General features: G+C 36.1%; 20 protein-coding genes. 12 read left to right on the top strand and 8 right to left on the bottom strand.

Annotation, left to right across the window (positions count from 1 at the left end; translation table 11 throughout):
• Window positions 1-309: 309 nt before the first annotated feature.
• The 3 genes from ACRD62_RS18145 to ACRD62_RS18135 all read left to right on the top strand — a co-directional run bounded on the left by ACRD62_RS18145 (window position 310) and on the right by ACRD62_RS18135 (window position 2,917).
• On the top strand, window positions 310-1,602 hold the full coding sequence (locus ACRD62_RS18145; protein WP_430821528.1) for a cysteate synthase: 1,293 nt from the start codon (window positions 310-312) through the stop codon (window positions 1,600-1,602).
• A gap of 237 nt (window positions 1,603-1,839) precedes the next feature.
• Entirely contained in the window at window positions 1,840-2,406 is a 567-nt protein-coding gene (locus ACRD62_RS18140; RefSeq protein WP_430821527.1) for a PhnA domain-containing protein, read from the top strand.
• A gap of 28 nt (window positions 2,407-2,434) precedes the next feature.
• Window positions 2,435-2,917, top strand: a complete 483-nt coding sequence (locus tag ACRD62_RS18135; RefSeq protein ID WP_430821526.1) for an arsinothricin resistance N-acetyltransferase ArsN1 family B — start codon at window positions 2,435-2,437, stop codon at window positions 2,915-2,917.
• An 81-nt stretch (window positions 2,918-2,998) separates the two neighbouring features.
• Here ACRD62_RS18135 and ACRD62_RS18130 read toward each other — a convergent pair whose 3' ends face one another.
• Window positions 2,999-3,826, bottom strand: a complete 828-nt coding sequence (locus tag ACRD62_RS18130; protein ID WP_430821525.1) for a CvfB family protein — start codon at window positions 3,824-3,826, stop codon at window positions 2,999-3,001.
• Between the two features lie 339 nt (window positions 3,827-4,165).
• Between ACRD62_RS18130 and ACRD62_RS18125 the strand changes: the two genes are divergently transcribed.
• Window positions 4,166-4,924 (top strand): SOS response-associated peptidase, encoded by a 759-nt coding sequence (locus ACRD62_RS18125; protein ID WP_430821524.1) that lies wholly within the window; start codon window positions 4,166-4,168, stop codon window positions 4,922-4,924.
• Window positions 4,925-5,022: 98 nt separating this feature from the next.
• Complete coding sequence (gene trhA, locus ACRD62_RS18120; protein WP_430821523.1) at window positions 5,023-5,661, top strand: PAQR family membrane homeostasis protein TrhA; 639 nt, start codon at window positions 5,023-5,025, stop codon at window positions 5,659-5,661.
• A 9-nt stretch (window positions 5,662-5,670) separates the two neighbouring features.
• On the opposite strand, the gene ACRD62_RS18115 is transcribed toward trhA, so the two are convergent.
• Window positions 5,671-7,419 (bottom strand): glycoside hydrolase family 31 protein, encoded by a 1,749-nt coding sequence (locus tag ACRD62_RS18115; protein ID WP_430821522.1) that lies wholly within the window; start codon window positions 7,417-7,419, stop codon window positions 5,671-5,673.
• Entirely contained in the window at window positions 7,386-7,823 is a 438-nt protein-coding gene (locus ACRD62_RS18110; RefSeq protein ID WP_430821521.1) for a hypothetical protein, read from the bottom strand. The genes ACRD62_RS18115 and ACRD62_RS18110 overlap by 34 nt, the downstream gene beginning before the upstream one ends.
• Window positions 7,824-7,950: 127 nt before the next feature.
• On the opposite strand from ACRD62_RS18110, the gene ACRD62_RS18105 reads away from it, so the two are divergent.
• Complete coding sequence (locus ACRD62_RS18105; protein ID WP_430821520.1) at window positions 7,951-8,835, top strand: patatin-like phospholipase family protein; 885 nt, start codon at window positions 7,951-7,953, stop codon at window positions 8,833-8,835.
• A 4-nt stretch (window positions 8,836-8,839) separates the two neighbouring features.
• On the opposite strand, the gene ACRD62_RS18100 is transcribed toward ACRD62_RS18105, so the two are convergent.
• Both ACRD62_RS18100 and ACRD62_RS18095 read right to left on the bottom strand, forming a co-directional pair.
• Window positions 8,840-10,126 carry a metallophosphoesterase gene (locus ACRD62_RS18100; protein ID WP_430821519.1) on the bottom strand — a complete coding sequence of 429 codons (1,287 nt, stop codon included), beginning with the start codon at window positions 10,124-10,126 and terminating at the stop codon, window positions 8,840-8,842.
• 122 nt (window positions 10,127-10,248) lie between these two features.
• Window positions 10,249-13,236: a TolB family protein gene (locus ACRD62_RS18095; RefSeq protein WP_430821518.1), complete on the bottom strand. Its 2,988-nt coding sequence runs from the start codon at window positions 13,234-13,236 to the stop codon at window positions 10,249-10,251.
• A 139-nt stretch (window positions 13,237-13,375) separates the two neighbouring features.
• Between ACRD62_RS18095 and ACRD62_RS18090 the strand changes: the two genes are divergently transcribed.
• The 4 genes from ACRD62_RS18090 (at window position 13,376) to ACRD62_RS18075 (ending at window position 17,685) form a co-directional block, all read left to right on the top strand.
• Complete coding sequence (locus tag ACRD62_RS18090) at window positions 13,376-15,055, top strand: alpha-amylase family protein (protein WP_430821517.1); 1,680 nt, start codon at window positions 13,376-13,378, stop codon at window positions 15,053-15,055.
• Window positions 15,056-15,198: 143 nt separating this feature from the next.
• The gene (locus ACRD62_RS18085) at window positions 15,199-15,525 is read left to right on the top strand and encodes a hypothetical protein (protein WP_321410940.1); all 327 of its coding nucleotides are present in this window, start codon (window positions 15,199-15,201) and stop codon (window positions 15,523-15,525) included.
• 130 nt (window positions 15,526-15,655) lie between these two features.
• Window positions 15,656-16,705 (top strand): nucleoid-associated protein, encoded by a 1,050-nt coding sequence (locus ACRD62_RS18080; protein ID WP_430821516.1) that lies wholly within the window; start codon window positions 15,656-15,658, stop codon window positions 16,703-16,705.
• Between the two features lie 68 nt (window positions 16,706-16,773).
• A complete protein-coding gene (locus tag ACRD62_RS18075; protein WP_430821515.1) occupies window positions 16,774-17,685 on the top strand; it encodes an endonuclease/exonuclease/phosphatase family protein in 912 nt (303 codons plus the stop codon).
• On the opposite strand, the gene ACRD62_RS18070 is transcribed toward ACRD62_RS18075, so the two are convergent.
• From ACRD62_RS18070 to ACRD62_RS18060, 3 genes are all read right to left on the bottom strand, one after another.
• Window positions 17,686-18,453, bottom strand: coding sequence for a creatininase family protein (locus tag ACRD62_RS18070; RefSeq protein WP_430821514.1), 768 nt, complete (start codon window positions 18,451-18,453; stop codon window positions 17,686-17,688).
• A gap of 50 nt (window positions 18,454-18,503) precedes the next feature.
• Window positions 18,504-20,927 carry an alpha/beta hydrolase family protein gene (locus ACRD62_RS18065; RefSeq protein ID WP_430821513.1) on the bottom strand — a complete coding sequence of 808 codons (2,424 nt, stop codon included), beginning with the start codon at window positions 20,925-20,927 and terminating at the stop codon, window positions 18,504-18,506.
• Between the two features lie 211 nt (window positions 20,928-21,138).
• Complete coding sequence (locus ACRD62_RS18060; protein ID WP_430821512.1) at window positions 21,139-23,937, bottom strand: SprB repeat-containing protein; 2,799 nt, start codon at window positions 23,935-23,937, stop codon at window positions 21,139-21,141.
• A gap of 192 nt (window positions 23,938-24,129) precedes the next feature.
• Here ACRD62_RS18060 and ACRD62_RS18055 point away from each other — a divergent pair, with 192 nt between their 5' ends.
• The gene (locus ACRD62_RS18055) at window positions 24,130-25,239 is read left to right on the top strand and encodes an isochorismate synthase (protein ID WP_430821511.1); all 1,110 of its coding nucleotides are present in this window, start codon (window positions 24,130-24,132) and stop codon (window positions 25,237-25,239) included.
• The coding region (gene menD, locus ACRD62_RS18050) for a 2-succinyl-5-enolpyruvyl-6-hydroxy-3-cyclohexene-1-carboxylic-acid synthase (RefSeq protein WP_430821510.1) at window positions 25,232-26,859 on the top strand (1,628 nt) is incomplete at its 3' end. The genes ACRD62_RS18055 and menD, both read left to right, overlap by 8 nt.

Raw genomic sequence — 26,859 nt, 5'->3', positions numbered from 1 at the left:
TAAAACAGAAACATATTGTACTAGCCCCGCAGTGATGCGGGGTTTTTGTTTTAATAATGAATTTAATCGCTACATATTAGTTTAAAAATATGAGTTAGGATTAACATGCAATGGAGAACAGGAATGAAAGATAAGATTAGAATGCATTTAAATAGAGAGTAAATTACCGCAGAAGATAGTAGGTTAGGAGAGGGACCTGAACCTATTTGTAAATACAAATCAACACAATTTTAGTAGGTTTTAGTTGAATCCTTTTAATAAAATCCTCAAAAAAATTACCTTTGCGGCGCAATAATCGAAGCAACAATCATGGTTAAAGAAATTAAACCTACACTTTATAAGTTAGAATCTGTCGCCAGTGGAAAGCAGTTCGATGATGAAGGCTGGACGTTGGATGCCCCCAATGAAGTAACATTAGTCAGGGCTGTTTACGAGAAGAAACAAATTGAGGTTAAAGATCCGTCGTACGGAGTATTCCGTTTTGCTGACTGGTTACCGGTTCAAAAAATGCTACAAGGCTCATCAGCGCCTGTTACCTATAAAAGTGAGGGTTTGGCGAAGCATTTAGGGCTTTCTGATTTGTATATTACCTTTAGTGGTTACTGGCCGGAAAAAGGTGCTAATTTCCGTACCTGTTCATTTAAAGAAACCGAAGCTTTTTCGGTGGGTGGACGATTAAAGCTTGATGGCGAAACAATATTGGTGGTTGCCTCGGCAGGTAATACTGCCCGTGCATTTGCCCGAGTTTGTTCTGATAACAATATTCCTTTGTTGCTTTGTGTACCCGAAGATAATATTGATGCCCTTTGGTTTGATCAACCAATCAAAGATAATGTAAAATTGGTGGTGACTAAATCAGGATCTGATTATTTCGATGCAATCCATTTGTCAAATCTGGCTTGTGAGTTGGATGGTTTTATTGCAGAAGGAGGAGCTAAAAATGTTGCTCGTCGTGATGGTATGGGAACAACTGCTTTATCAGCTGCAACAGAGATAGGTCGAATTCCTGATTATTATTTTCAGGCTGTTGGAAGTGGTACTGGTGCAATTGCAGCCTGGGAAGCCAATAAACGTTTGATAGAAGACGGACGTTTTGGTTCAAACTTTATGAAGTTAATGGTGTCACAAAATCACCCTTTCTTACCAATCCATGATGCATGGAAAGCTGATTCAAGAGCAATGTTGCCATTAGACGATGATGTTGCCCGTAAGCAGGTGGAAGAAATAGATGCTAAAGTACTTTCGAATCGTAAACCTCCCTATTCAATTACCGGTGGGTTATATGATGCCATGAAAGAAGCTGGTGGTGATGTATTACAGGCAAGTAATAAAGAAGCTGCCGAAGCTGCCCGATTATTTGAAGAATTGGAAGGAAACGACATCCATAGCGCAGCGGCTGTTGCCACAGCTACTCTTATCAATGCTGTAAAGGATGGTGTGGTTGAAAAAGACAGTTGTATCATGCTAAATATTACCGGTGGTGGAGAAAAGAAATTCAAGCAAGATAAAGAGGTTGTTTATTTAAAGCCTTCTTATGTGTTTGAAATCAATCCTCCTTTAGCTAAGGTAGAGGAAGTAATGAATGAACTTTTTAAAAAATAGTATTATTAATTTTGGGATTAGACCATAATGAATTGACTATTTAATGATATATGAATGCCTCTGAAAAGGAGGCATTTTTCATATAAGTAAGGTTCTGAAATTTTATTGAGTAGAAATATTGAAAATATTCAAATCTGCTTTTATTCATAGGTAGAACAATTTCGATAAGTTGTAAATAGCAAGTGAAAAGGAATTAGAAATTAATACCTTTGTCGCTCCAAAAATAAACAGATTAAAATGAGTGTTGAAAAAGCTTTGAAGCAACGTAGTGGAGATAAATGTGAGTTGTGTTCATCAGAACAGGATTTAAGTGTATATGCTGTGCCACCTGTAGGGGATGTATCAGAAGAATATTCAATATTGGTATGTTCTACTTGTGCATCTCAAATTAACGGTCCAGAATCAATGGACCCTAATCACTGGAGATGCCTGAATGACAGCATGTGGAGTACTGTTCCTGCTGTACAGGTAATGGCATATCGATTACTTAATCGTATCAAGTCAGAAGGATGGCCACAGGATTTATTGGATATGCTGTATCTTGATGATGAAACATTAACATGGGCGAAGGCTGAAAGCAGTGACGACTCACTCAAATATATTGATAGTAATGGTGCTGAATTAAAGGCCGGTGATTCTGTTGTATTGATTAAAGATCTGAATGTTAAAGGTGGTGGATTTACTGCTAAACGAGGTACTGCAGTTCGCAATATTGGTTTGGCAGCTGATGATCCTGAGCATATTGTTGGAAAAGTTAATGGACAAACTATTTATATTCTTACCAAATTCGTAAAGAAAAACTAAATTGCACTCATAATTCGTTACACTATCTATGATTCGACCTGTATTAAAAACTGATGCCAAAGCAATCTGTGATATCTACAACTATTATGTAGAGAACACTATCGTTACTTTCGAAGAAGAGAATGTAAGTGTTGGAGAAATGCAGGAACGCATCGAAAAAGTTTTGCAACAACACTCGTGGTTTGTGTATGAAAAAGAAGGCGAAATTGTAGGATATTGTTATGCTACAGGTTGGCGGGCACGAACTGCTTATCGTTATTCAACAGAGACGACTGTATACCTAAAAAAGGGTTATGAAGGTAATGGTGTTGGCACGCAACTCTATAAGTATTTAATTCAGGATCTGATAAGAAAAGATGTGCATTCATTCATTGGCGGGATTTCATTACCCAATGAAGCTAGTGTTGCTCTTCATGAAAAAATGGGTTTTAAAAAGATAGCTCACTTCAGCGAGGTTGGTCAGAAATTCAATAAATGGATTGACGTTGGCTACTGGCAGCTGGTTTTATAAGGCAAAATGCAAAAAACAAAAAAGGCAAAAGTGAATATTACTCTATTCAACTTTTGCCTTTTCTATTTTGATTATTCTTTATTACTTGACTAATTTAATTCCTTCCTTCTCAATAATAATCAGGCGTTGTTTGTAAAGAGTTCCAATGGCTTTTTTAAAGCTTTTTTTGCTCATTTTAAAGATTTTGTAGATCAATTCTGCAGCACTTTTATCCGAAACAGCCAGATAACCACCTTTTTCTTTTAAAATTGTCAGTACTTCTGCGGCTTGTCCTTCAATGGCTTCGTATCCGGGTTTCTGCAGTGAGACATCAATTTTGTCATCTTCACGCACTTTTTGTACAAATCCTTTTAAGCGGTCGCCAATCTTAATAGGTTGAAATAACTGACTGTGGTATAGCATACCTGAGTGAAGTTCGTTCACCACAACTTTATATCCGATATCCGCTTTATCATAGACAAACAAATCAACTTCCTGACCGGGTTCATATTCAGGTAAAAGGTTGTTTAAAACGGTATATAATTTTGAAGTAGCTACTATGCGGTTACTTTCTTCATCAAGGTAGATGTATACAGGATAGTATTTTCCTTCTTCCATTTTTTCTTCCTGCTCTCTGAAAGGTACCAACAGATCTTTCATTAAGCCCCAGTCAAGGAAAGCACCTATTTTAGTAACTGATTTGACTTGTAAATTAGCAAACTCACCAACCGTTGCAAAGGGCTCTTCTGTAGTTGCTATCAGTCGATCTTCCGAATCAAGATAAATAAATACCTTCAGCTCATCATCAACTTTAGTGTTATCAGGTACATAGCGTGTTGGCAAAAGAATTTCACCTTTTTCACCACCATCCAAATAAACACCAAAATCAACTTCTTTAACTACTCTGAGTGTATTGTATTTACCTATCATACTATAACATTTAGCTTGCAAAGATAGATAAAAACAAATGTTGTGAAGGTTGATTAATTTAAAATTAATTTATTTTTGAGAATACAGTAATACTAAACAGACTAGCAATCGGATTAGTAAATTTTAGTTGGCATTGATCCGAACATTTACAATATAGTATTGGATGTGGGTTTAGATCATCGGTTACTAAATTCGGCACCGAATGAGCATTTTAAGATGATGGATGACAGATAATTTAAAATGAGGCGTTAGATTGTAAGGCTGGATGGATGTATGATGTACAAAGAATACACGATTTTCAAAAAAGCTTTATATTAGTTTTATAAATGAATTATTAGTATGTGTTACGATATTAAAACAAAGCTCGAAACCCAGTTGAAAAGGGCAAAGCACTACAACAATCAACGTTGGATTGAGGAGTTGGAGAACAAGCTAAAACCCTATTTAGATAAGGACATTAATCATGCTTCCGGTTTTATGCATCCTACCGTTTTAATTTACACATCTGAAAAACCTTTTGAACCGCAACCTTATCAATGGGGTTTGGTGCCTTCATGGGTTAAAGACGATAATCAAAAGAACCTTATCTGGAATAAAACCATTAATGCCCGTCGCGAGACAATGTTTGAAAAACCTTCATTTAAAGCAGCTGCCAAATCAAAACATTGTATTGTTTATGTAGATGGCTTTTTCGAACATCATCATTACAAAGGTAAGACCTATCCGTTTTATATTTACAGGAGTGATAATCAGCCAATGGCATTGGCAGGTTTGTATGATCAATGGGTAAACAGACAAACCGGTGAAGTATTCAATACATTTACTATTGTTACAACCCGGGCAAATGAACTGATGAGTAAAATTCACAATAGTCCTAAATTAGCTGAGCCGCGCATGCCGGTAATTCTTAAGGATGATGCATGTGAAGATTGGTTAAGTAATAAGGATGAAAATATTGCTAATAAAGTACTTCTACCATTTTCTGATGAAAAGCTAAAGGCTCATACGGTTGCTCCACTGAGAGGTAAACTGGCATTGGGGGATGTTCCCGAAGCAAGTGAACCATTTGCCTATGAGGAATTAAAATGGGCTATATAATAAAGTTGGCACTTTTTGATTACCCAATCATATGACGCCGGATATTTTTTGTTTTGATTAGGTTCTTTCCCTTTAATATTAATCTATATTTGCGTTCTATGAAAAACAACGTTAAGTATTACTCACCAATCGAAGAAAGACTCAATATCTTATCACACTTAGCTGGTTTTATTGCCGGTTTGTTGGCATTTGCTTTTCTGATTGTGAAATCAGTACAATTAAATAGTCTTATTCATTTTGGAGTCTATACAATTTATTCCTTTTGTATACTTACTCTTTTTCTGGCATCAACTTTATATCATCAAGCCAAATCGGATAAGACACGAATGCGATTAAAAATTTTCGATCATTGTGCTATTTATCTGCTGATTGCCGGAAGTTATGTACCCTTTATTGTGTTGGGTTTAAATAATACATGGGGCTATGTTATTCTCGGTATTGTTTGGTTACTCGCTATTGCCGGCATTATTTTAAAACTGTTTTTTACCGGTAGATTTAAATTGGTTTCCACCATTAGCTATGTGTTGTTAGGCTGGATGGTTGTAATTGCCTCAAAATCATTGATAGATAATTTGTCTACTCAAGCTTTATTATGGTTAGCTATTGGAGGAGCTTTTTATACAATCGGCGCAGTACTTTATATGATTAAGCAACTGCCTTTTAATCATGCAATCTTTCATTTTTTTGTGTTAGGTGGAGCTTTCTCACACTTCTGGGCAGTTTACTTTTATTTGTGATTCGTTACTCTATTCAATTAATTCCCATTTTTTAATTAAGTATCTTTTATTGTATTTTCCACTGCGAGAAACTTTGCCTTTTAAGTTTTTCCAGGATAGGAAAACAGTATTGTATTTTCCATTGTCAAAATCATAGGAGATTCCATCGTCTTCATAGAGTGTAAATTCCGAATTGCTTTTACCATAAACTTTACAGGTAATTTCAAATCTAGTATTTTCTGAAACTGACTGGACCGGAGTTGCCATTGGTAATATGCTTCCTGCTTTTATAAAAACAGGTATTTCAGCCAATGAAAAACTTACTTGATAGCTTTTGCCACCTTCATATTTCTGATTGTTATTATAATTATACCAAATTCCTTCAGGCAGGTAAACAGTTCGGGTATCAGAATCACCAGTTAATGGAGTAGCCAGTATATTTTCACCAATCATGTATTCATTCCATACATCTAAGACTTTTTCATCATGAGGGTAATCAAGTACCAAAGCTCTGAAAGGAGGAATGCCCTTCAGGTGATATCGAACAAAAGCTGTGTATAAATATGAGATAAGGCTCATTCGAAAGTTAAGCTGAATACGAGCTAGGTCTTCCAGTTCCTTTGCATTTTTAAGAAATTCGTAGCGGTTGTTTTTATCTTTGTTGTACTGCAGCCATGGAGGATTGGATAAATACCAGCTGTTAATAAGAGTCTGGGCAGACAATACTGCTGTTTGAATCCGTCTTATGAGTTCAGTATCTGAGTTTGATTCTCTTAATTCTGGCGACCATAATAGGCCACCAAAGCCCGAATTACTGATCATACGGATATATTCAGAATGATTGTATGTATCGCTATATAGTGAAGCCGGCAGTGATGATGCAAATGGTCCCGAGGCTCTGTAATCTAGATAAGTTCGTTTGTTATTCTTTTTATATATGTCGTTAAAGACGCGAGCGTAGAGAAGTCCAAACATCTGGTGCATTTGTTCTCCATCCATGCCTGAAGGAAACTGACTTACTTCTGGAAAAGACCACGTGGCGCTGCCTTCTGATAAGTTCGAATTGTCGCATTCATCGAGTTTAAAACCGGCTATCCCTTTTAATACAAATGTATTGTTGTGATATCCACCAAAAATTTCACGTGTCTTATTCAGACTGAAATCCGGAACTAAACCATTCCATACTCTGTAATCTCCCGATAATTCCAATAAGTCATCATGAATAGGAGAAGAAGGATGCACAAAGGCGTGCTCCCACAGGTTAATCTTAAAATCTTGCTTTTGCAGGCTGTCAATTAAGTGTTGAGGTTCAGGAAATGTTTCATCATTCCATACATAAGAACATGAGTAAGCTGCAGTTTGCCAGCGGGGTTCCAATCCTATAACATCGCATGGAATTTGATGCTCACGAAAATACCGGGCAGTTTTATATACATCTGTATCTTTTGAATCTCCTTTTACTCTGTATTTTACACCTAATCCCCATAAAGCAGGTAAACACCCACCTCCGGAAAACAAATTGTAGCGTTGAATGGCATTTATCATATCAGGTCCGCTGAAAACGAAAATTTCAATTCCCTTTGCAATGGGTATGTCTGCAACAACGGCCCCATTAACAGGTGATTGATTTGCGTATAGCTCGTCGGTACTTAATGCTGTTTTATTATTTTCTGTTGTTTTGCTATGTGCATCTTCTTTAGGGTTAAGTGTGCCACAATAGAAGGTTGTATATCGGGCTGTATTAATTAGAACAGCATATCCATTAGTTGAAATATACATGGGAATAGGTGCGTGTGTATAGCCCAGATTGTGCAAAGGATATCGTTAACGATCGGGCGACGCTTCAAATGCTTTTGTTGAAATGAGTTGATTTGCATGCCAAATCCATAAATCTGTTCATCATCACTTAGTGGTATGTCAACCTTACAACCTCTTTGGTTAATAGTAATCTCAATTCCTTTCAGGTAATCAGGTAAAGAAGCTTTTGGTAATTGGTTCATTGCCTCTGTCATTGCCTCTGGTTGCAGAATAGAATAGGGAGTATATTCTTCAGGTGATCCAAATATTATCTTAAAAACGCCTGGTGCGACTTCCTCAGATACATAATTGGTTTGGGCATGGACTAATGTATGGCTGATAAATAGAAAACAAAGAAAGATAAGATGATGGATCCTGGTTCTCATAAAAATATGGGTTTCGATTTAGTTTTAAGAAATACTAATATAATATAAATGTTATTTTTTGTCTTATTTGCGGATAGTTAATCATTATCTTTGATGTTGATAAAACCTATATCGAATTATCCTGACAATGAAATCAAAGATTAAGAATACCGCACTGGTTCTGGAAGGTGGAGGCTTTAGAGGCATGTTTACATCTGGTGTCTTGGATGCCTTTCTAAAGAATGAAATTTATTTCTCATACTGTATTGGTGTTTCTGCCGGAGCAGCGTATGGAATATCATATATGTCAGGTCAGTATGAACGGAATCGTCAGGTTAATCTTCAGTATACAGCCGATCCGAGATATATGAGTTGGGGAAATCTGCTCAAAAAAGGAAATTTGTTTGATTGGGATTTTGTATATGATGAGATTCCCAATAAACATATTCTGCTGGATTATGATGCGATTCTGCACTCTGATGATACCTTTAAAATTGGTATCACTGATGTTAAAACTGGCAAGTCAAAGTTTGTTCAGGCTAATCAGGTTAACAAAAAAGAGTTGATTGATCTGTGTATTGCTTCTTCAAGTTTACCTTTTGTGTCACAATTAGCTGAGTTCAAACATCAGATTTATATGGATGGGGGTATCAGCGATTCAATACCTGTTGAACAGGCTTTAAAAGATGGTTATGAAAAGGTGGTTGTGGTACTCACACGTAGCAAAGAATATCGCAAACATGAGGTGAAATTTAAATTGCCTGTTAAATGGTACTATCGTAAATATCCTAAACTTGCTGAGGCTATTTTAACCAGATATGAGCGTTATAATGCAACACTTGATTTAATTGATAAGTTGGAAGAGGAGGGAAGAGCCTATGTGATTCGGCCTGCAGACCTTATGAATGTTTCAAGGATTGAGAATGATCCCCAAAAGCTTGATCAGTTATATTTGGAAGGATTACAGCAAGGTGATGATCTCATTGCTGATCTAAAAAGATGGATGAAACCCAGTAATGTAATGATTGATTAGTTATTTACATTGGATCATTACTGATAGGACCTCTGGTTAATTCAATAATGGTTATTTCAGGAGGCATGCCAACACGAGCAGGCATTCCAAGATAACCCAAACCGCGGTTTACGTATAAAAACTGTTTGTCTGCCTGATAGAGTCCAGCCCATCTTTTGAATTTATATTTTGCCGGACTCCATTGAAATCCTTTAAATTCAAGTCCAAATTGCATACCATGCGTATGACCGGCAAGTGTTAAATCAAAGTCGGTTTGAGGAACTACTTCAGCATCCCAATGATCAGGGTCATGCGACATTAATATTTTAAACGGAACGCCATCAATTCCTTCGCTGGCCTGTTCAAGATTACCGTAGCGTGGAAAAGGAGGATGTCCCCAGTTTTCAACACCTGCCATGGCTATTTTATCACCATTGAATTCAATGATTGACGAGGCATTGTTTAATATCTTAAATCCTAAGCGATGGTGTGCATTTTTAATGTTCTGAAGATTTTCTGCTTTTGCTTCGGCTGAAGGCCATTTCGAATAGTCGCCATAGTCGTGATTACCCATAATGGAATATTTGCCCAACCGAGCCTGAAGTTTTGTAAATACCTTTTCCCAGCCTATGGTTTCTTCATAAAAATTATTAACCAGATCGCCCGTAAAACAAATGATATCCGGGTTTTCAGCATTAATAAGCATTACGGCTTCTTCCATTTCCTGATAATTCGAATTCAGACTTCCCAGATGTAGGTCAGAGATTTGTACAATCTTTAGGCCATCGAATGAATCCGGTAAATTTGGAAACGACAATTTGGTGTATCTTTTACTAAAGGCAAATCGTCCTTTTATAACTCCAAACATCAATGATACAAATGGAATTGATGCCGTGATAATACCTACCTGACTTAAGAATTTCTTACGTGAAATTTTTGGGTATTTACCCTCATTCATCTTTTTAATCTTACCCTTGTCATCAAACTTGTGTTTCACCAGATGGAAACGACCCACAATTTTTTGAGTAAGATAATAGAACGCCTTTGGTATATAAATAAGCATATATGCCATCATAAACCATTGAAATACCACGTATGTAGTTGATGTTTTTGTGATGGTTATTAAAGTATATAGGATTCCAAAAGAGAAAATGAAGAAAGAGGCAATGCTGTAATGCCAGAAAGCACCATATGGAAATTTGAAATGTGGAGGATGCTCGGTTCTGGATTTAAGAAATAAACGATAAAGAAGGAAATCAATTAATACCGTATAAATAACCAAACCCACAAAAGCCCACATTGTAAATTTCATAATTATCCTTGGTTTTTTAGCAACTCCAAAATGGAATATCACTACTCAATACGTAAGTCTAACACAAATGTTGTGAATAAGTTAATTAGCTAATAGGTTTTTAAGTTTTTTTAGCTTTTGATTTACCTGTCATTTCCTAATGAAAAACCACTGAAACTCATGCTTAACAGGAATTCGTTAAAATTGGATCCTGAATCAGGAATATAGGCAAATCGATAACCCAGGCTTATTGGAAAAACAAATCTGAATGGATGCAATTCTGCCCTTAATTCCGCACCCAATGATTGAAACCGGTTTTGGTATGTGAACCACTCATTGGTATCAACATCCTGAATGTGATATTTTGATTGAGAATAATCGTAGAATAAATTAGTTGTAATTCTTTTCAGATACATTATACCACGAATATTTAAGTCGGGCGAAATTAAAGGAAAAATATAATCTCCCTTGAATGAATATAACTGATCATTGCTTTGGAGATTAATACCTCTAGGAAATTTTACAAAATCAGTAAAGTAACGATAGTAATTTCTTATTTCTGACTGATCGTATAATTCACCCCTTTTTTTCTTATGAAAATCATTGTCTATTCGTATTGAATGATGTTTTATGAATCCCGGAAAATAAAGGCGCGTGTGTACTCCAAAGATGGATCCTAAATCATTGCCGGCAAAGGGGGTGTGTCTGTATCGCAATTCAATCAATTGTCCCCATCTGCTGGTTACATCCCTTTGAGAGCGGTTATGAATATTGTAGGCATATAGTCCATAATTAATGGGATTGGCACGAAAAGCATTTGTTGTAATTGTTTCATTATCTTTAATAACCCACTGGTTGTTAACTCTGCTTACGTAGGTTAGTTCATAAGAATAATCAGAAGCATACTGATAACTGGTGCTGATTGATGGTTGAATATAACGTTGCCATTTACCTCTGGTCAAGGTTAAAGGAACATTAATCTCAAGATGAGTATAGAGATGCTTTCTTTTTACATCCATATCAATAGCAAACGTGTCCGTAGCATTTGCAAATAAACCATCCTGATAATATTTCTCATCACCTGCTCTTATTTCAAATTCAATAACAGGATACCAGGCCCGGTGCTGTATGCTGAAGTAGTATTTTTCTCTGCTGTCTTGTTTGTTGGCATTATAACCAAATGTTGTGAAAGTGGTACTCAATAGATTTTGCGACATTAATGAAACGCCCTGGGTAAGTGTTACATCATTAATGTTCAGATTTACTGGGGCCCAACTGTGGAAGTTAAAGATATTTCCCTTTGAATACTTTTTGCTATCAAATTCAATCGAATCTGACTGACTAAATTCGGGTAAGCCTTTTTCATCTTTGCTCAAATCAACGATAAATTCCTCGGCTGGAATTGAAGATGGGTGATAGTTTTCTATCCTCAAAGAATCAAGATCAGCCTGCGCAATTAAATAGCCATCAGACGTGTAATCCTGATATAGTATTTGGTTAGAATTATTACCTGCAGAAACCTGCGTGGCTCCAAATCGCGATTCTGTTACTTTTTGGAGATTGGTGCCATCTAAGTTGATACGATAAATATTATCTATTCCACTCCACGATCCTGTAAAATATATCTGACTATTAATGATTTTAGGAGATACTATTTCAGTAAATTCTGGTTGAGTAACAGATGTCCATTCTTGAGTTAAGGTATTTAACAGGGAAAGTTGTTTGCCTTCATCTGAGAGAAGGACCATAACTAAATTTTCTCCTCTTTTATTCCAACTAGGAGTGATGGCTAAATTGTTGCCAGGTATACTTATTTTTTTGAGAAGTATGCCATCTGAAACATTCAGAAGGTGAATTTCTTTTTTATTATCCTGTGAAACAAAAACAGTAGCAACTTTTTTACCATCAGGAGAAATGGCTGGAGAAAAATAGCGACTTTTAAAAGTGAGTTTCTTTTGCTTTTGAGTGTTCAGATCATAAATTCTGATAACAGAATAATATTGATTTTCCCACCTGGGATTAATCTCCAGCTCAGTCCAGCAGATTAAGTTATGAGCATACGAAAAAGGTTCACTATCACGGTATCCAATGGTCAGTAGCTTTTCTTCGGAACCATCCTTTGTGTTTACCTTAACAAAATGCCTGATCTCTCCGAGGCCATTTACTTCAGCAATGATATGCTTATCATCAATGGCAATAGGGTATAAATAGTTTTTATAGGATCTGTCTCGTGGTGTTAAAGCAGATTTTTTACTTAGAGTTATACTATTATCCTGTTCTTTCCACTTTTTTTGCCAATCTGAGAAAACTTCCTTGTATAACGGCACTTTATTTTTACCTGTTACTTTTTTTATTCCATAATTAAATGGAGTTAGCGACCAACTGTTTCTTCCGGTTTCGGTGAGGGCATTTTCCCATACCTCGGTTCCGTATTTTTGTCTGGCACCTGCTGTAAAAAGGTAACCCATCCGGTAATGATTGGGGATATAATTTTGATAGGAACCAAAATAGGCCTTTTCGTAATTGTAGATTCTTTTTTCGAGTAATTGAGCTCTGATCTCCTGCTCAAAAGCAGGAACCCGTCCTCTTCCACTCTTCGATAAGGTTGTTTCGGTAAGTACAGCATCGCCTTCTAAAAACCAGAGAGGAACATACAGTCCAAGTATGCCTCCTACAATTTGTTGTCCAAAGGGATAACTCAGTAGATTTGTAAATCCCTGGTTGATTTTGTCAATCTGCACAACATGTCTGAATTCATGAATGGCTAATTGTTGTAAATAATCCTGAGCAAAAATATTCTGACTTGGGGTAGGGTAGAGCTCCATTCGTTTGGGAGCCCAGGTTACTAATCCATTAGAGTATGCCGAATGTGAATGAATCACTACCGGAATTGGTTTAGGAGTATGATTAAGTGTGTGGCCTCCGTATAGATACAATGAATCAAGCATCAAAACCAATCGTTTGGCTTCAGATTCAAAATCTTCAGGGTAGATTACTTTAAAGAAAGAGCTTTTTATTTGTCTCCATTTTATATTGGCGGGATCTGAACCTGTACTGTAATACTGTCCAAATGAATGGGTGAAAATAAAAAAAAGAATTGCTGAAAGTAAAGAACCCCTCAAATATTTCATTGTGATCTTGTTTGAAGCTAAATTACACTTTTCTCTATTATCTGTATAATTATGATCTTTCGTTTTATTGCTATTTAAATAATAACTATCTTTTCAAAGCCCTTTTTAGCTTAATTAATCCTTAACAAAACTAGTCTATATGGGTAAAGCAATAATATATCAGGTATTACCCCGGTTATTTTCTAATAACAAAAAAGTCAATGTTAAAGATGGGACCATTCATGAAAATGGTTCAGGTAAGCTTAATGCGTTCGATGATAAGGTTTTGAATCATTTTAAATCGATGGGCATTACGCATATGTGGTATACAGGTGTGATTGAACATGCCACAACAACAGATTATTCAGACAATAAAATAATTGTGGATAATCCTCAGGTTGTTAAGGGAAAGGCAGGAAGTCCTTATGCAATAAAAGACTATTACGATATTGATCCCGATCTGGCTGAGGCAGTTGAGCATCGGATGACTGAGTTTGAAGCATTGGTTCAGCGCACTCATTTGGCTGGAATGAAAGTTCTGATTGATTTTGTGCCTAATCACCTTGCTAGGCAATATCAATCAGATGCTAAACCTTCCGGAATTAAGGATTTTGGAGAAGATGATGATACCACCCATACATTTAATCCCAATAACAATTTTTATTATTTAACTGGTCAGAGGTTTGAAGCACCCGTGGGAGCTGAAAATCCATGGCAAGAAGAACCGGCTAAAGCAACTGGCAACGACTGTTTTTTAGCAAATCCATCGATTAACGATTGGTACGAAACGGTTAAGTTAAATTATGGAATTGATTATAATAATGGAAAAGCAAGGCATTTTAATCCAGTGCCAGACACCTGGTGGAAGATGAAAGATATTTTGTTGTATTGGTGTTCAAAAGGTGTTGATGGATTCAGATGCGATATGGCCGAAATGGTTCCGGTTGAATTCTGGCAATGGTGTATTAATGAGGTTAAAGAGCAATTTTCCAAAGTTGTTTTTGTGGCTGAAGTCTATCAACCTTCCTTATATCAATCGTACCTGACAGAAGGTGGTTTTGACTGTTTGTACGATAAAGTTGGGTTTTACGATAGTGTAATTGGCATTCTTAAAAATGAAAAGCCTTTAAAAACAGTGCAGGATTCTTGGCAGGCCATTGATCATTTCTCCAATAATATGCTGTTTTTTCTTGAAAATCACGATGAACAAAGATTGGCTTCGGAGTTTATTATCGATGATGCAAAGAAGGCTTGGCCGGCCTGGGTTTTAACAGCAGGCTTCTCAACCAACCCTGTTATGATATACAACGGTCAGGAAATAGGTGAGAAGGGAATAGATGAAGAAGGATTCAGTGGAAGAGATGGACGGACAACAATTTTTGACTACTGGTCGGTAGATTCTCTACGCAGATATTATTCTTCCATTAAAGGAAATAATCAATTAACTGAGGATGAGACATGGCTTCTTAACAGATATATTAAGCTAAATGATTTAATAAAGAAATATTTGCCGTTATCCGAGGGTGGTAATTATGATTTAATGTGGTGTAATAATACTCCCGGAGGATTGGTCGAAAAAGGAGTTTATGCATGGTTGCGATTTTATAAACATCGTTGGATAATGTTGATTGCCAATTTATCTGATAGTAATCAGGATTGTAGAATTATCATACCGAATCACGCTTTTAAAATGGTAGGAGAAGATCATCATAACTATTTTCGTGGAAAAGAGTTACTGGAAGGTGGTCGATCCGTTCATTTTCCAAGGGAAGTAGCAATGACATCAGGTGTTGGTGTTCATATTGAAAAATATCAGGCCTTGATGTATTTATTCGATTGAAAATTAACATAGTAGGATTTTGTTTTCAAGAAATTTTTCTTTATTTAGAATTTGGATAAATAACGAAATATATCTCTAATGGTCTTTATTTTGGTTTGTTTTTTTACTAATTTGAGAACAGTCAAACTAAAAACCAAGGTGTTATGTCGAAGCAAAATCTATCATTGCATGTAGTATTGGAAAGTGATGAGTATATTAAAGTTTCTGATCATGTTTATACTACAAAAGCCTCATTATTAAATGAGGAAACCAAACTTCATCTTATTGACACATGTTGCCTTAATATTTTAAAAGAGTTTGAAGGAGAGTTGACTCAACCCATTGTTGAAGAATGGTTGTTGTTGTCAAAGGCGTTGGATCAATCATGCAATTACGAGAATAGTTGGGACGATAGAAAAATGTTAAAGGAACTGATTGATGGCAAATCTCATTCTGTATCGTGGTATGCCTTACATTGCAAAGTGAGTTAATTGAGCTACATTTATATTACAGGCAGTTATTGAAATGATTTGTTTCGATAACTGCTTTTTTTGTATCTGTTATTTTCTTTCTGAAAATCTTTCTGATTCCATTATATTTGTGTGCTAAAATTTTAAAAAGATGATTGATTTCACACAAACCGAAATACAAAAAATTGTTGTCCATCATATTGGCTGTAGAGCTGAAGGAGAAGAAATAAGATTTTCGAACAGCGAAGCTAGTTTACATGATGAGGATGTTGTTTCGGAAGTACTTAAACAATATTTTTTCAAACCATTCAAGTCGGAATTGTATTTTAATTTCGATCATGAAGAGGGTTTTGAGAATAACATTGTATTTAATTTGAGTGATAAAGTTTTTAATAATCCTTCTGCCTTTCATGAAGTGTCAGTGGCATTGGGTAATCATCTTTTTGAACAGTCCAATCATCCTAAAATCAAAGGTGGAGAGTTTTATATGGTATTGTTCAACAATGTTGTGGTTGATGGAGAAGTAACCGATGCATTGGGAATTTTTAAATCAGAAAATAAAGACACCTTTTTAAAGGTAATGCTGCAAAATCAAGGGTTTGAATTGGATGCTCAGCAAGGTATTAATATTAAAAAACTTGATAAAGGTTGTTTAATTTTTAATACAGAGAAAGAACTGGGATTTAAAGTTTGCTCGGTTGATAACATCAATAAAGGTAATGAGGCCCATTTTTGGCAGACTGACTTTTTAGGATTAAAACCACGAGAGGATAATTATTATTTTACCAACAACTACCTGCAAATGTGTAAGGGTTTTGTTGGAGAGGTTTTTAACGAGGATAATGATGTTTCCCGGCCCGATCAGGTAGATCTGCTGAATCGTTCCATTGAATATTTTGGTAAACATGCCAACTTTGATGAGCGGGAGTTTGAACGCGAAGTAATTCGTCAACCGGAGGTTGTGGATGCCTTTCAGGATTATAAGAACTTTTGCGTGGCTGAAAAAAATATGCCATTGCAGGATAGTTTTGATATATCGAAGGATGCTGTAAAATCAGAAAAAAAGCATTTCAAATCAGTACTAAAGCTCGATAAAAATTTCCATGTTTATGTACACGGGAAACGCCAGTATATCGAAAAAGGTTTTGACAGCGAACGTGGATTGAAATTTTATAAACTTTATTTCGAGTCGGAAGAGTAAAATTATAGTGTTTGTATATCTCGTTAAATAATTGAATCTTTGCGACCAATTGGTCTAATGATTTAATTATGAATAATCGGTTTTTCTTTACATTAGTTTTAGTGGTATTTGTGTTGGGATGGTCATCATGTAAAAAGGATGATCCTGAACAATCGTGGGCAATTGATTTTGGAGATTGTATAGAAACAACCAGTTCTAATGCGCTGGAAGTGGTAACTCTAAATTTAGAAAATTTCCGATTAAGTAGTAGTCACGATTATAATGTTACTATCCGTATTCCTTATATAGCCAGCTTATTAGGACAGTTAGATGCAGATATTGTAGCTTTGCAAGAGATAGGAAGTGAATATGTCGCGCAACGTTTAGCCGATGAAATACCGGGTTGGGAAGCTGTATTTACGCCCAGTTCATCCGGAGATCAGTCGCTGGCTTATTTGTATAAAACCTCAGAAGTTGATTTGTACGAAGAAGAAACAGAAGCTTTGTATAAAGATGACTATTATGCTTTCCCTCGTCCTCCGTTTAAAATAAAGATTCATCATAAAGGAACCGGAATAGAAGTTTATTTGATAAATAATCATCTAAAAGCATTTGGCGATTATGCAAATGAAGAAAGAAGAAGAGATGCATCTGAGAAACTACAAAATTACATTGATTCTTATTTAGCAGATGAAGCCGTTATTGTACTGGGAGATTATAACGACTATATAAGTGAAAACTACTATTCAGACAATGTATTCTGGAATTTTGTTTCTGATGAAGTGCACTATCGTTTTGCTGATATGAATATAGCCATGGGGGATGAGGAATATTGGTCATACCCGGGTTCAAGTTATTATAGTCATCTTGATCATATTTTAATGACCAACGAACTGTTTGACTTGCATCAATCAACAACTACCATACGACCTTCTTATTGCTATAGCAATTATTTAAATATGGTAAGTGATCATAGACCAGTCATGGCGGTTTTTAAATAATTAATAACTATAAAAGTCGGTGTTAGGAGTAGTAGCCAGTTGGTGAATGAACTTTGACAGTACCTGGCATACATCTGTAAAGAATTTCTCTCCTTTCTCTGCAGATGAATAATGTGGATTTCCCACCCCTGTGTCATTGGTTACCTGAGTCCATTTTCTTTCTGCCCAGGCCCAATTTTCATTGAGGCCCTGTACTCTGAATTTTTTATGCTGACCATTTCCTGCTGTTTCCAAAGGAAGAACCAACTCAGGATATAAATACATCATTAGACTGGTTTCCATTTCATCGGCATGTTCTCCGGCATGTGTAAAGTAATTGCTATGTTTCAGCACCTGAAACCAGTTACTGCTACAGATAATTTTATTAGGATATTTAGCACCTGTTTCTCTTATTATCGTTTTGAAATCATTACCTCCATGGCCGTTAAAAATCAGAAGTTTATCAATGTTACTGTTGAAGACTGATTGAGCCACATCATTGATAATTGCAGCCTGTGTGGAGGGCATCATATTAATGATATATGGGAGATCCATTTGTCCGGTATTTACTCCAAACGGAATGATGGGTAAGATTAAGACTGATGCACCTTCGTTTGTAGCCAACTCAACTGACTGTTTTAGTATTACTTCGGTTTCCAGATTATCAGTCCCATAGGGTAAATGATAATTGTGGGCTTCTGTGGCTCCCCAGGGTAAAATGGCCAAATCGTAATGTCTGTCTTTTACCTGTTGATAGGTTAGTTGCTGAAGGTGAGATATATCTTTCATAAGTCTTTTGGAAAAGAGAAGGGGCTGGCTAACACCAGCCCAATCATAGGTTATTTCTTATTCTTTACATATTTTTCCAGCCATTGATCCTGTTCCCAAAGCAAGTGTAAAACTGATTCTTTTGCTCTGTAACTGTGACTTTCAGTAGGTAGTAAAACCAGGCGAACCGTTGCGCCAAGACCTTTTAATGCATTGAAATAACGTTCGCTCTGCATAGTGTATGTACCTGAGTTATTATCTTCTCTTCCGTGTATCAATAATAGCGGATGCTTCATCTTATCTGCATGCATAAATGGTGACATCTCATAATAAATGTTAGGTGCTTCCCAGTAGTTACGCTCTTCACTCTGGAATCCGAAAGGGGTAAGTGTACGGTTATAGGCACCACTTCGTGCAATACCTGCAGCAAACAAATCAGAATGAGTTAACAGGTTGGCTGTCATAAAAGCTCCGTAAGAATGTCCACCAACAGCAACTTTATTTCGATCGATATATCCCTGTTCATCCAGATAATCGATAGCAGCTTTGGCGTTACTAACCAATTGAGGTATAAAGGTATCATTGGGTTCTTCATCGCCTTCACCAACGATAGGGAATGAAGCATCCTCAAGAATGGCATATCCTTTCATAACCCAGAATACTGGAGATCCATACCACGGGTATATAAATTCATTAGGAGAGGAGGTAACCTGTGCTGCACTTTTTTTATCCTTAAATTCATCAGGATATGCCCACATTAATAAAGGCAGACGTTCTTTATTATTAAAATCATAATTAGCCGGTAAATATAAGGTGCCTGATAGAGGTAAACTGTCTTCACGAGTATAATGAATGATCTCTTTATGCACACCCGCCATGCTCTCAAAAGGATTTTTGAAATGAGTAACAGGCATTGGTGCTTTTCTGCTCTTAATATTTCTCAAGTAGTAGTTTGGAAAATCAGTAGGCGATTGAATACGCGTAAGAATCAGTCCTTTTTTGATATCAATAACTTTAGAGATTGTTTCAAGGTTTTCTTTGTTTTGAGCCTGGAAAAGTCTTGTTTTCTTTTGTGTTTTCAGATTCATTCTATCAATAAAAGGTTTTTGTCCTTCAGCAGAATAACCATCACCTTCGAGATAAACATTATCATTATCCAGAAGAAGAATATTTCTATCCAAATCATTTTTTGTGGTTATAAATGATCCGGGATCATTGTATCTATCCTGATAGTTGCGATCGAATAAGATCTGAGGTTCTAGTGTATTATCTTCCGGATTAAATACATAGGTTTTTGTGTTTCTGTTGTTCCACCACATATCATATGCTACGGCAATTTGATCGTTACCCCATATGATATAAGAAAATCTGTTTTTAACCTTTAGGATTGATTTAGGCTTATCACTAAATGGAGCGTCAAGTGTAAATATTTCGTCTCTGAATTCTACCTCTTTTTCCGGATCTCCATCGTCAAGTACTGTGGCCCAATAGATGGTTGATGGTTTATCGGCTCTCCAACCAAAATCTCTTTTCCCTTTACGCTCAGCCATAAAACCCTGGGGTAAATCTTCAATTAGAGGCACTTCTTCCAATGTCTTGATCAAATCACCATTGATGTTATAGATCAAATAATCAGTACTAAACCGGTAATAAGGAACCAGGTAGGAGAAAGGTTTCTTAATGACTGACAGAAGAACATATTCTCCATCAGGTGATATGCTAATGCTACTGTAAATGGCCTTTGGAGCCCATGTTTTGGCAGATCCATCAAGACCAATAATGTTTAGTTCGGATTCGGCTAAAGTAACAAAATTCTGCTCATCAGTCTTATCTTTTAATAAATCCTGATACGTTCTGTTCTGAGCTTTCTTACCATCGTTTACTGAGATTACCGGACCTGTTGGAATTGATTCACTTTTGTTTATGATTGACGGTCTGTCTTCTGGTAGTATTTTTACTAATAAGCCATTATTATCTTTCAACCATGTATATGGTCTGTTTCGTAAATTTCCATTGATAATAGGGCCTGTTAAACGATATGCCTTTAAAGTAACTAAGTCGGCATACCATAATTCAGTTCCATTAGACGCAGTATTAGCAAAAGCTAATTTGGTCTGATCTGGTGACCAACTGAAGTTCGATAGTCTTGGATTGTCAGGTAAGCCTTCAATCTGCGACGGTTCTTTTGAACCTTTTTTTATTAACTCCAGATTATTATAAAAAGTACTACGCGATGACATATTTGTGACCGGGTTGGTACGAATACCCGCCAACTTTAATTCTTGTTCTGATAGTTCGGCTATGCTTTTGTATTGATTACGATACAATAATACCACCAAAGAAGCATCATCGTTGGTTATAGTTGAAGGGGGTAAAGGAACGTCAGCTAGTTTTAATATTTCTTCGGAAGGTACCTGATACTTAATATCAACCTGAGCAAAAGAAATAACTGATATAAATACAAAAAGTAAAACAGCAATGAGTTTATTAGTCATGATGTGTAGTTTATTTGGTTGCTGCTTCAATTTACTTGAATTATATTTAATGCACAACGCTAATAAATGATATTATTAATTTAGATAGATTTATGAATTGCAATGGGTATTTCAACAGAAGTCTAATATTGAGCTATCATCAGGATTGATTATAAAATAAAAAAGAGGTTGCCAAAAGACAACCTCCTACTTGAATCAGGAACTGTAATATCTAACGAATTTTCATTAGTTTACCTTGTATGATTTCGTCTCCACATATTAATCGATAGAAGAATATACTTTCCATAGTTTTATCCGGACGGAATTCAAAGTTGTAGTTTGTATTTGCTTCAACGGGTCCGCTGTATAAGCATTCAACCATATTACCATAAATATCATAAATATATAATTCGGCATCTGTTGTGGTTTTTGATGTAAACTCAATTTGAGTTGCATCGGTAAAGGGATTTGGGTATGAATTAGCTGAAAGGGAAGTATTAAATTGTTCCTGGTTAAATTCAAATACATCTGTCACTACACATTGTGCAGATTTATATGCTACAGTAAATTCGCGTAGAGATTCATCATCAAAACAAATAGTATATTCAATATTAAATTGATCTATGCTTTTGCCAAAGTTGGAAATGTCATCAATCTTAAATCCATAAATGCCTGTGGTTGGATCTGTTGAATTGAGTTCGGTTTTCCATCCTTTTGAGTTATACACTGATTTTACATAGCCATCTTTTACCTCAATCGACAGATGTGAAAGATCATAACTGCAAGATCCATCAGTTTTTACTGTAATGGTGTACTTGTAACAGTTATCATCTAATTGTTTGATATCTGTTGGTATAATTTCATAACAAGAGTCGCAATTTTTATCCTCATCACCACCCGATATAGAATCGGTTGGATTCGAGTCATCAAGTGACTGGCAATTCAATAATATGGAATCTCTTGCTTCACAATTGTCAATACTCTTAACCAATAACTGTACCCATGTGCTACCCTCACCAGCAGTATAACTGATTTGATCTTCAGTCTGACTTTCAATAGTCCATCCTGAAGCGGTATTGGAGATTGACCATTGGTATGAACTTGTATTATTAGTGAATGCATACAGTAAATTATTGCTTGATGAACATTCAGGCATAGCGTCAGGAGCAATGATTTCGGCCGAAGCGATTTCAACAGAATTAATGGTTATGGAATGTTGTGATGTACAACCGATGGCATCAGTTATTAATACCTCATAGTCACCTTCAGTAAGATTATTACGGTTCATGGCTTCTGATCCATCAGACCATATAATTGTATAAGGTGCCTCACCATTAATAACCGTTATTGCAGCTGACCCGTAACCCGAACTCGAACATGTTGGCTGACTAACCGTAATGTTGGTATTTAAATTAGCTTCGGGACGAGTTACCAAAATTTCTTGTGTTTTTTCACATCCGTTGGCGTCAATTACTGTAAATTCATAATATCCAGTTTTGTCAACTGTAATTGTTTTATCGGTTTCTGCTCCATCTCTGTAATAAGTGTATGGAGGTGTTCCTCCACTTACAATTATATCAACAATAATACTTGAATCATTTGCATTACAGCTTGCTTTTGATAATGAAGCTGATATTGTTAGTTCATTGGGTTGTGTAATATTTACATATTTACGGTACTCACATCCATTAGCATCAGTGATATCTGCCCAATACCATCCTGCAGCCAGATCATTGATTGTAGTTTCAGTAGAACCGGTGTTCCAGATAATATCATATGGTTCTGTTCCATTTATAATTGTTATAGTTGCACTACCATTTGATTCGCCATTACAAAGAGGATTGTTTATAACCGCTGAAGCATTCAATTTACTTATGATTACATAGGATGTTTTTTCAGTAGTACATCCGACTGCATCAGTGATAATTACTTTATGAATTCCACTGTTTAAATCTGTTGCAGTACTGGTTGTATCACCATTGTCCCACAAATAGCTGTATGGTTCAATTCCACCTGTAACAGTAACAGTCAGACTTCCGGAACCTTCTTCATGACATTCCAGATTGTCTGTAGTGATAGTTGCTCTTAGAGTCGTTTCGTTTTTTATATTGTAGTTAAACGATTTTGAGCAACCAATCGAATCAGTTACAGTAACAGTATATTGTCCGCTTTCCAGCTGATCAATCATAGAAGTAGAAGCTCCATTACTCCACTCATACGAATATGGTTCTTTTCCTCCGGATGCAGTTACTTCGATAAAACCATCGTTTAATCCACAATTTGCATTTTGTATGCTAGCCTGAACTGAAATAGCTTCAGGTTCATTTATTTGAGCACTTAATGTGAGATTCTCACCATTGGCATCTGTAATAGTTACTTCATAATATCCTGCCGTAACATTTAACAGATCTTTTGTAGTAGCACCAGTATTCCATAAAAAAGTAAAAGGTTCAGTACCTTCAGTAATGGTTGTAATCACTGTACCACTTGCATCGCCGTTACAAATTAGGTCTTGCGTTGTAAGAAACGCATCTAATGGAGGGTTTTCTGATTCAATGCGATCAATAAAAATACAGGTTGCTGCTTTGTAAGCGATATCAAAACCTGATTCCAGAATGTTTTTACACTCTTGATCGGTATAACAAACAGTGTATTCCAGAGTGAAAGAAGCAGAATCACCATCTTCTCCGAAATTATTGATATTATCTACTTTCAATCCATATATACCGCTTGTAGGATCTTCTGAATTAACTTCGATGGGCCATCCTCCTGAATTCGATGCTGAGGTAACTGTTCCGCAAGGCACTTCAACTGTAAAATGTGATAAAGCAGAGTTGCAATCAGATGCTTGTATCTTTAATTGAATGGTTGTGCAATCGTCCTCACTTTCAATTGAAACCAGCTCAGTAGAAAAACAATTGATACATTCTTTTGTTAGTTCTTGGGCTTGCATTGGTGCAAAAGTAGTAATACAGACCATTGCAAATATGTAGGACAATTTGGTTATTAAGTTCAGGTAATAGTGTGTCATAATAACGAGTTTGAGTGTATGACGTTATACTTAGAAATAACCAATTGGTTTCATTCATCAGGAAAAATTAATCATTAATCAGATGTAATGATGTGTTCATCATTACGGTGCGGGATTTAATTTTTTTAGTGCAAGAGGAAATGTTCGTCATTGGAGGCTATTTTATTATCTTTGTTTTAAGTTTAAATAAAAGTGAATACAACGCATATACCAGATAAGATAAATGATTTGATAAGATTGGGTGCAGACTCAGTTATTCTTTACAGATTACCACATCAAAACAATAAAATACTTCAGATAGGAAAGTCTTCTGATGCAAAAGAAATAAAGGAAGAATGGCTTAATGATGGTTTTATTATTCATCCTTTTAATGCAGAGAATTTCAGGTCAATTCATATCAGTCGTGATTTAAATTATGTATTTGAAGGAGTATTGTCTGAAGATATTGCTTATAATGTGATCTCACTTTTTCAACAATTTTTGAAAGAAGATGAAGATGTTGAAATAACTTTTGAAGAGTATCATCAACAATTTAAGATGATGCATAATGCTCTTTTGAAAGGGGAGCTCGATAAAGTGATTCTGTCACGAATTAAGAAAGTGCCTTCTTTTGCTGTTGAGAATGTTATCCACTTCTTCGATGAACTTTGTGGGTTGTATGAACATGCGTTTGTTTATGCTTTGGTAACACCTGAAACCGGAGTGTGGATTGGTGCTGGTCCGGAACTTTTATTGGGTAAATCGGAGGAATCATTGCAAACAGTTTCATTGGCAGGTACATTACCCAACAGATCAAATACTTTTTGGAGCCATAAAGAAGAAGATGAGCAGGCATTGGTTACCGATTATATGAAAACTGTGCTGGATAATAACAATATTCAGGATTACCAGATAAACGGTCCTTATACGATGAAGGCCGGTCAGGTGAAACATCTCAGAACCGATTTTAAATTTAATTTATCTCAGTTGGGAAGTGGTTTAATGAGGCTGTTAACTCAACTTCACCCTACACCAGCCGTGTGTGGAATGCCCAAGGAAGGGGCAATTGAACATATTTCAGAGATTGAATCTAACCGACGAGAATATTATGCGGGTTTTTTAGGTCCGGTTAATAATGGTGACTTTTCTTTTTATGTTAATATCAGGTGTTTGAAACTAACTCACTCTCATGCTTCTTTGTATTTAGGAGGTGGTTTAACACGAGGAAGTGAAGTAAACAAAGAATGGGAAGAGACAGAACTGAAGGCTCAAACCCTTTTGTCGGTATTAAAAAATATAGCAAATTTGCAGGGTTATGAATAAACCTGTTTCCGAGAAGAAAGTTGTAAAAACTTTAGTAGATATATGTTTGGCAGAAGGATTAAGGGAAGTGGTCATTTCACCCGGATCAAGAAATGCTCCTTTAACCATTACCTTTGCTGCTCATCCCGAGTTTAATTGTTACAGTGTGGTTGATGAACGTAGTGCCGGTTTTTTTGCATTGGGTATTGCTCAGCAAACACGAAAACCAGTAGCTCTTGTATGTACTAGTGGCTCTGCTTTATTAAACTATGCACCAGCAATTTCAGAAGCTTATTATCAGAATATACCATTGGTAGTGATCAGTGCTGATCGTCCAATGGAGTGGATTGATCAGGGTGATGGTCAAACGATTCGTCAGATTGGAGCTTTGGATAATGTAGTGAAATACTCGTGTAATATACCTACTTATCTCGAAGAAAATGACTGGTACGTAAAACGCTTGGTAAGTGAGGCTTTTTATAATTGCCTGAACCGCAAACCCGGACCTGTTCACATCAATTTGCCTTTACGGGAACCTTTATATGGTAAAACAGTACACCCGACTGATGAAATAAGACAGATAAAACAATACCAGGCAGAATATCGGCTATCGGATATGCAGGTAGAAGATCTTTCTTCTATTTGGAATAATTCTGACAGAATAATGATTCTGGTAGGATCGCAATTTCCAGATCTAAAATTGAAACAAGTATTAAATCAATTGTCAGAATTCGAGCAGGTAGTTGTGCTTTCAGAGGTATCATCCAATATAAGTGGAGCAAACATTGTTGGGGGTATCGATAAAGTTGTAGCGACCATCACTGAAGAGGAAGTTCATTTTTTTAAACCTAACCTTTTAATTACCATGGATGGGGCTGTGGTCTCCAAAATGGTTAAGAAATTCCTTCGTTCGTATCCGGCAAAACATCATTGGCATTTAAGTTCTGTTAATCGTCATTTGGATACATACAAGCAGTTGACAGCTTCAATTGAATCGGAACCTTTGGATTTCTTTAAGCAGTTATTACCTAATCTTAATTCAAAGAAGAGCCATTTTAAAACAACCTGGTTAAATAGAAGAGAACGTTCAGAGAATCATCATGCTGAATACATGGAGAAAATACCATGGAGTGATCTGAACATGTTTAACCATCTTCAGGCAAAATTACCTGAAGATTACATGATTCAGTGGGGAAATAGTTCTGCAATTAGATATGCTCAGTTATTTGAAGAATTTCAGAAATATGAATCGTTCTGTAACCGTGGTACAAGTGGTATAGATGGATGCACCAGTACGGCTGTAGGAGCATCATACATTACCCAAAAACGAACTTTACTGGTTAGTGGTGATTTATCATTTTTGTATGATAGCAATGGATTATGGAATTCATATCTAAAACCAAATCTTCGTATTCTGGTTTTTAATAATGGAGGAGGAGGTATATTCCGTTTTATTCCGGGACCATCAGATACTGAAGAGTTAGAAACATACTTTGAGGCTAAGCACAGTTTAAGTGTAAAACCTTTGGCTGAAATGTATGGTTTGGATTATTTGTTGGCTGAGAATGAAGAAGAATTAGATAGTCAATTAGATAAGCTTTTTAAGGAAAGTGAAAAAGCTGTTATATTAGAAGTTAAAAC

The organism is Carboxylicivirga caseinilyticus (assembly GCF_050589785.1).
Lineage (GTDB): Bacteria > Bacteroidota > Bacteroidia > Bacteroidales > Marinilabiliaceae > Carboxylicivirga > Carboxylicivirga caseinilyticus.
This window is presented reverse-complemented; position numbering and strand designations above follow the sequence as displayed.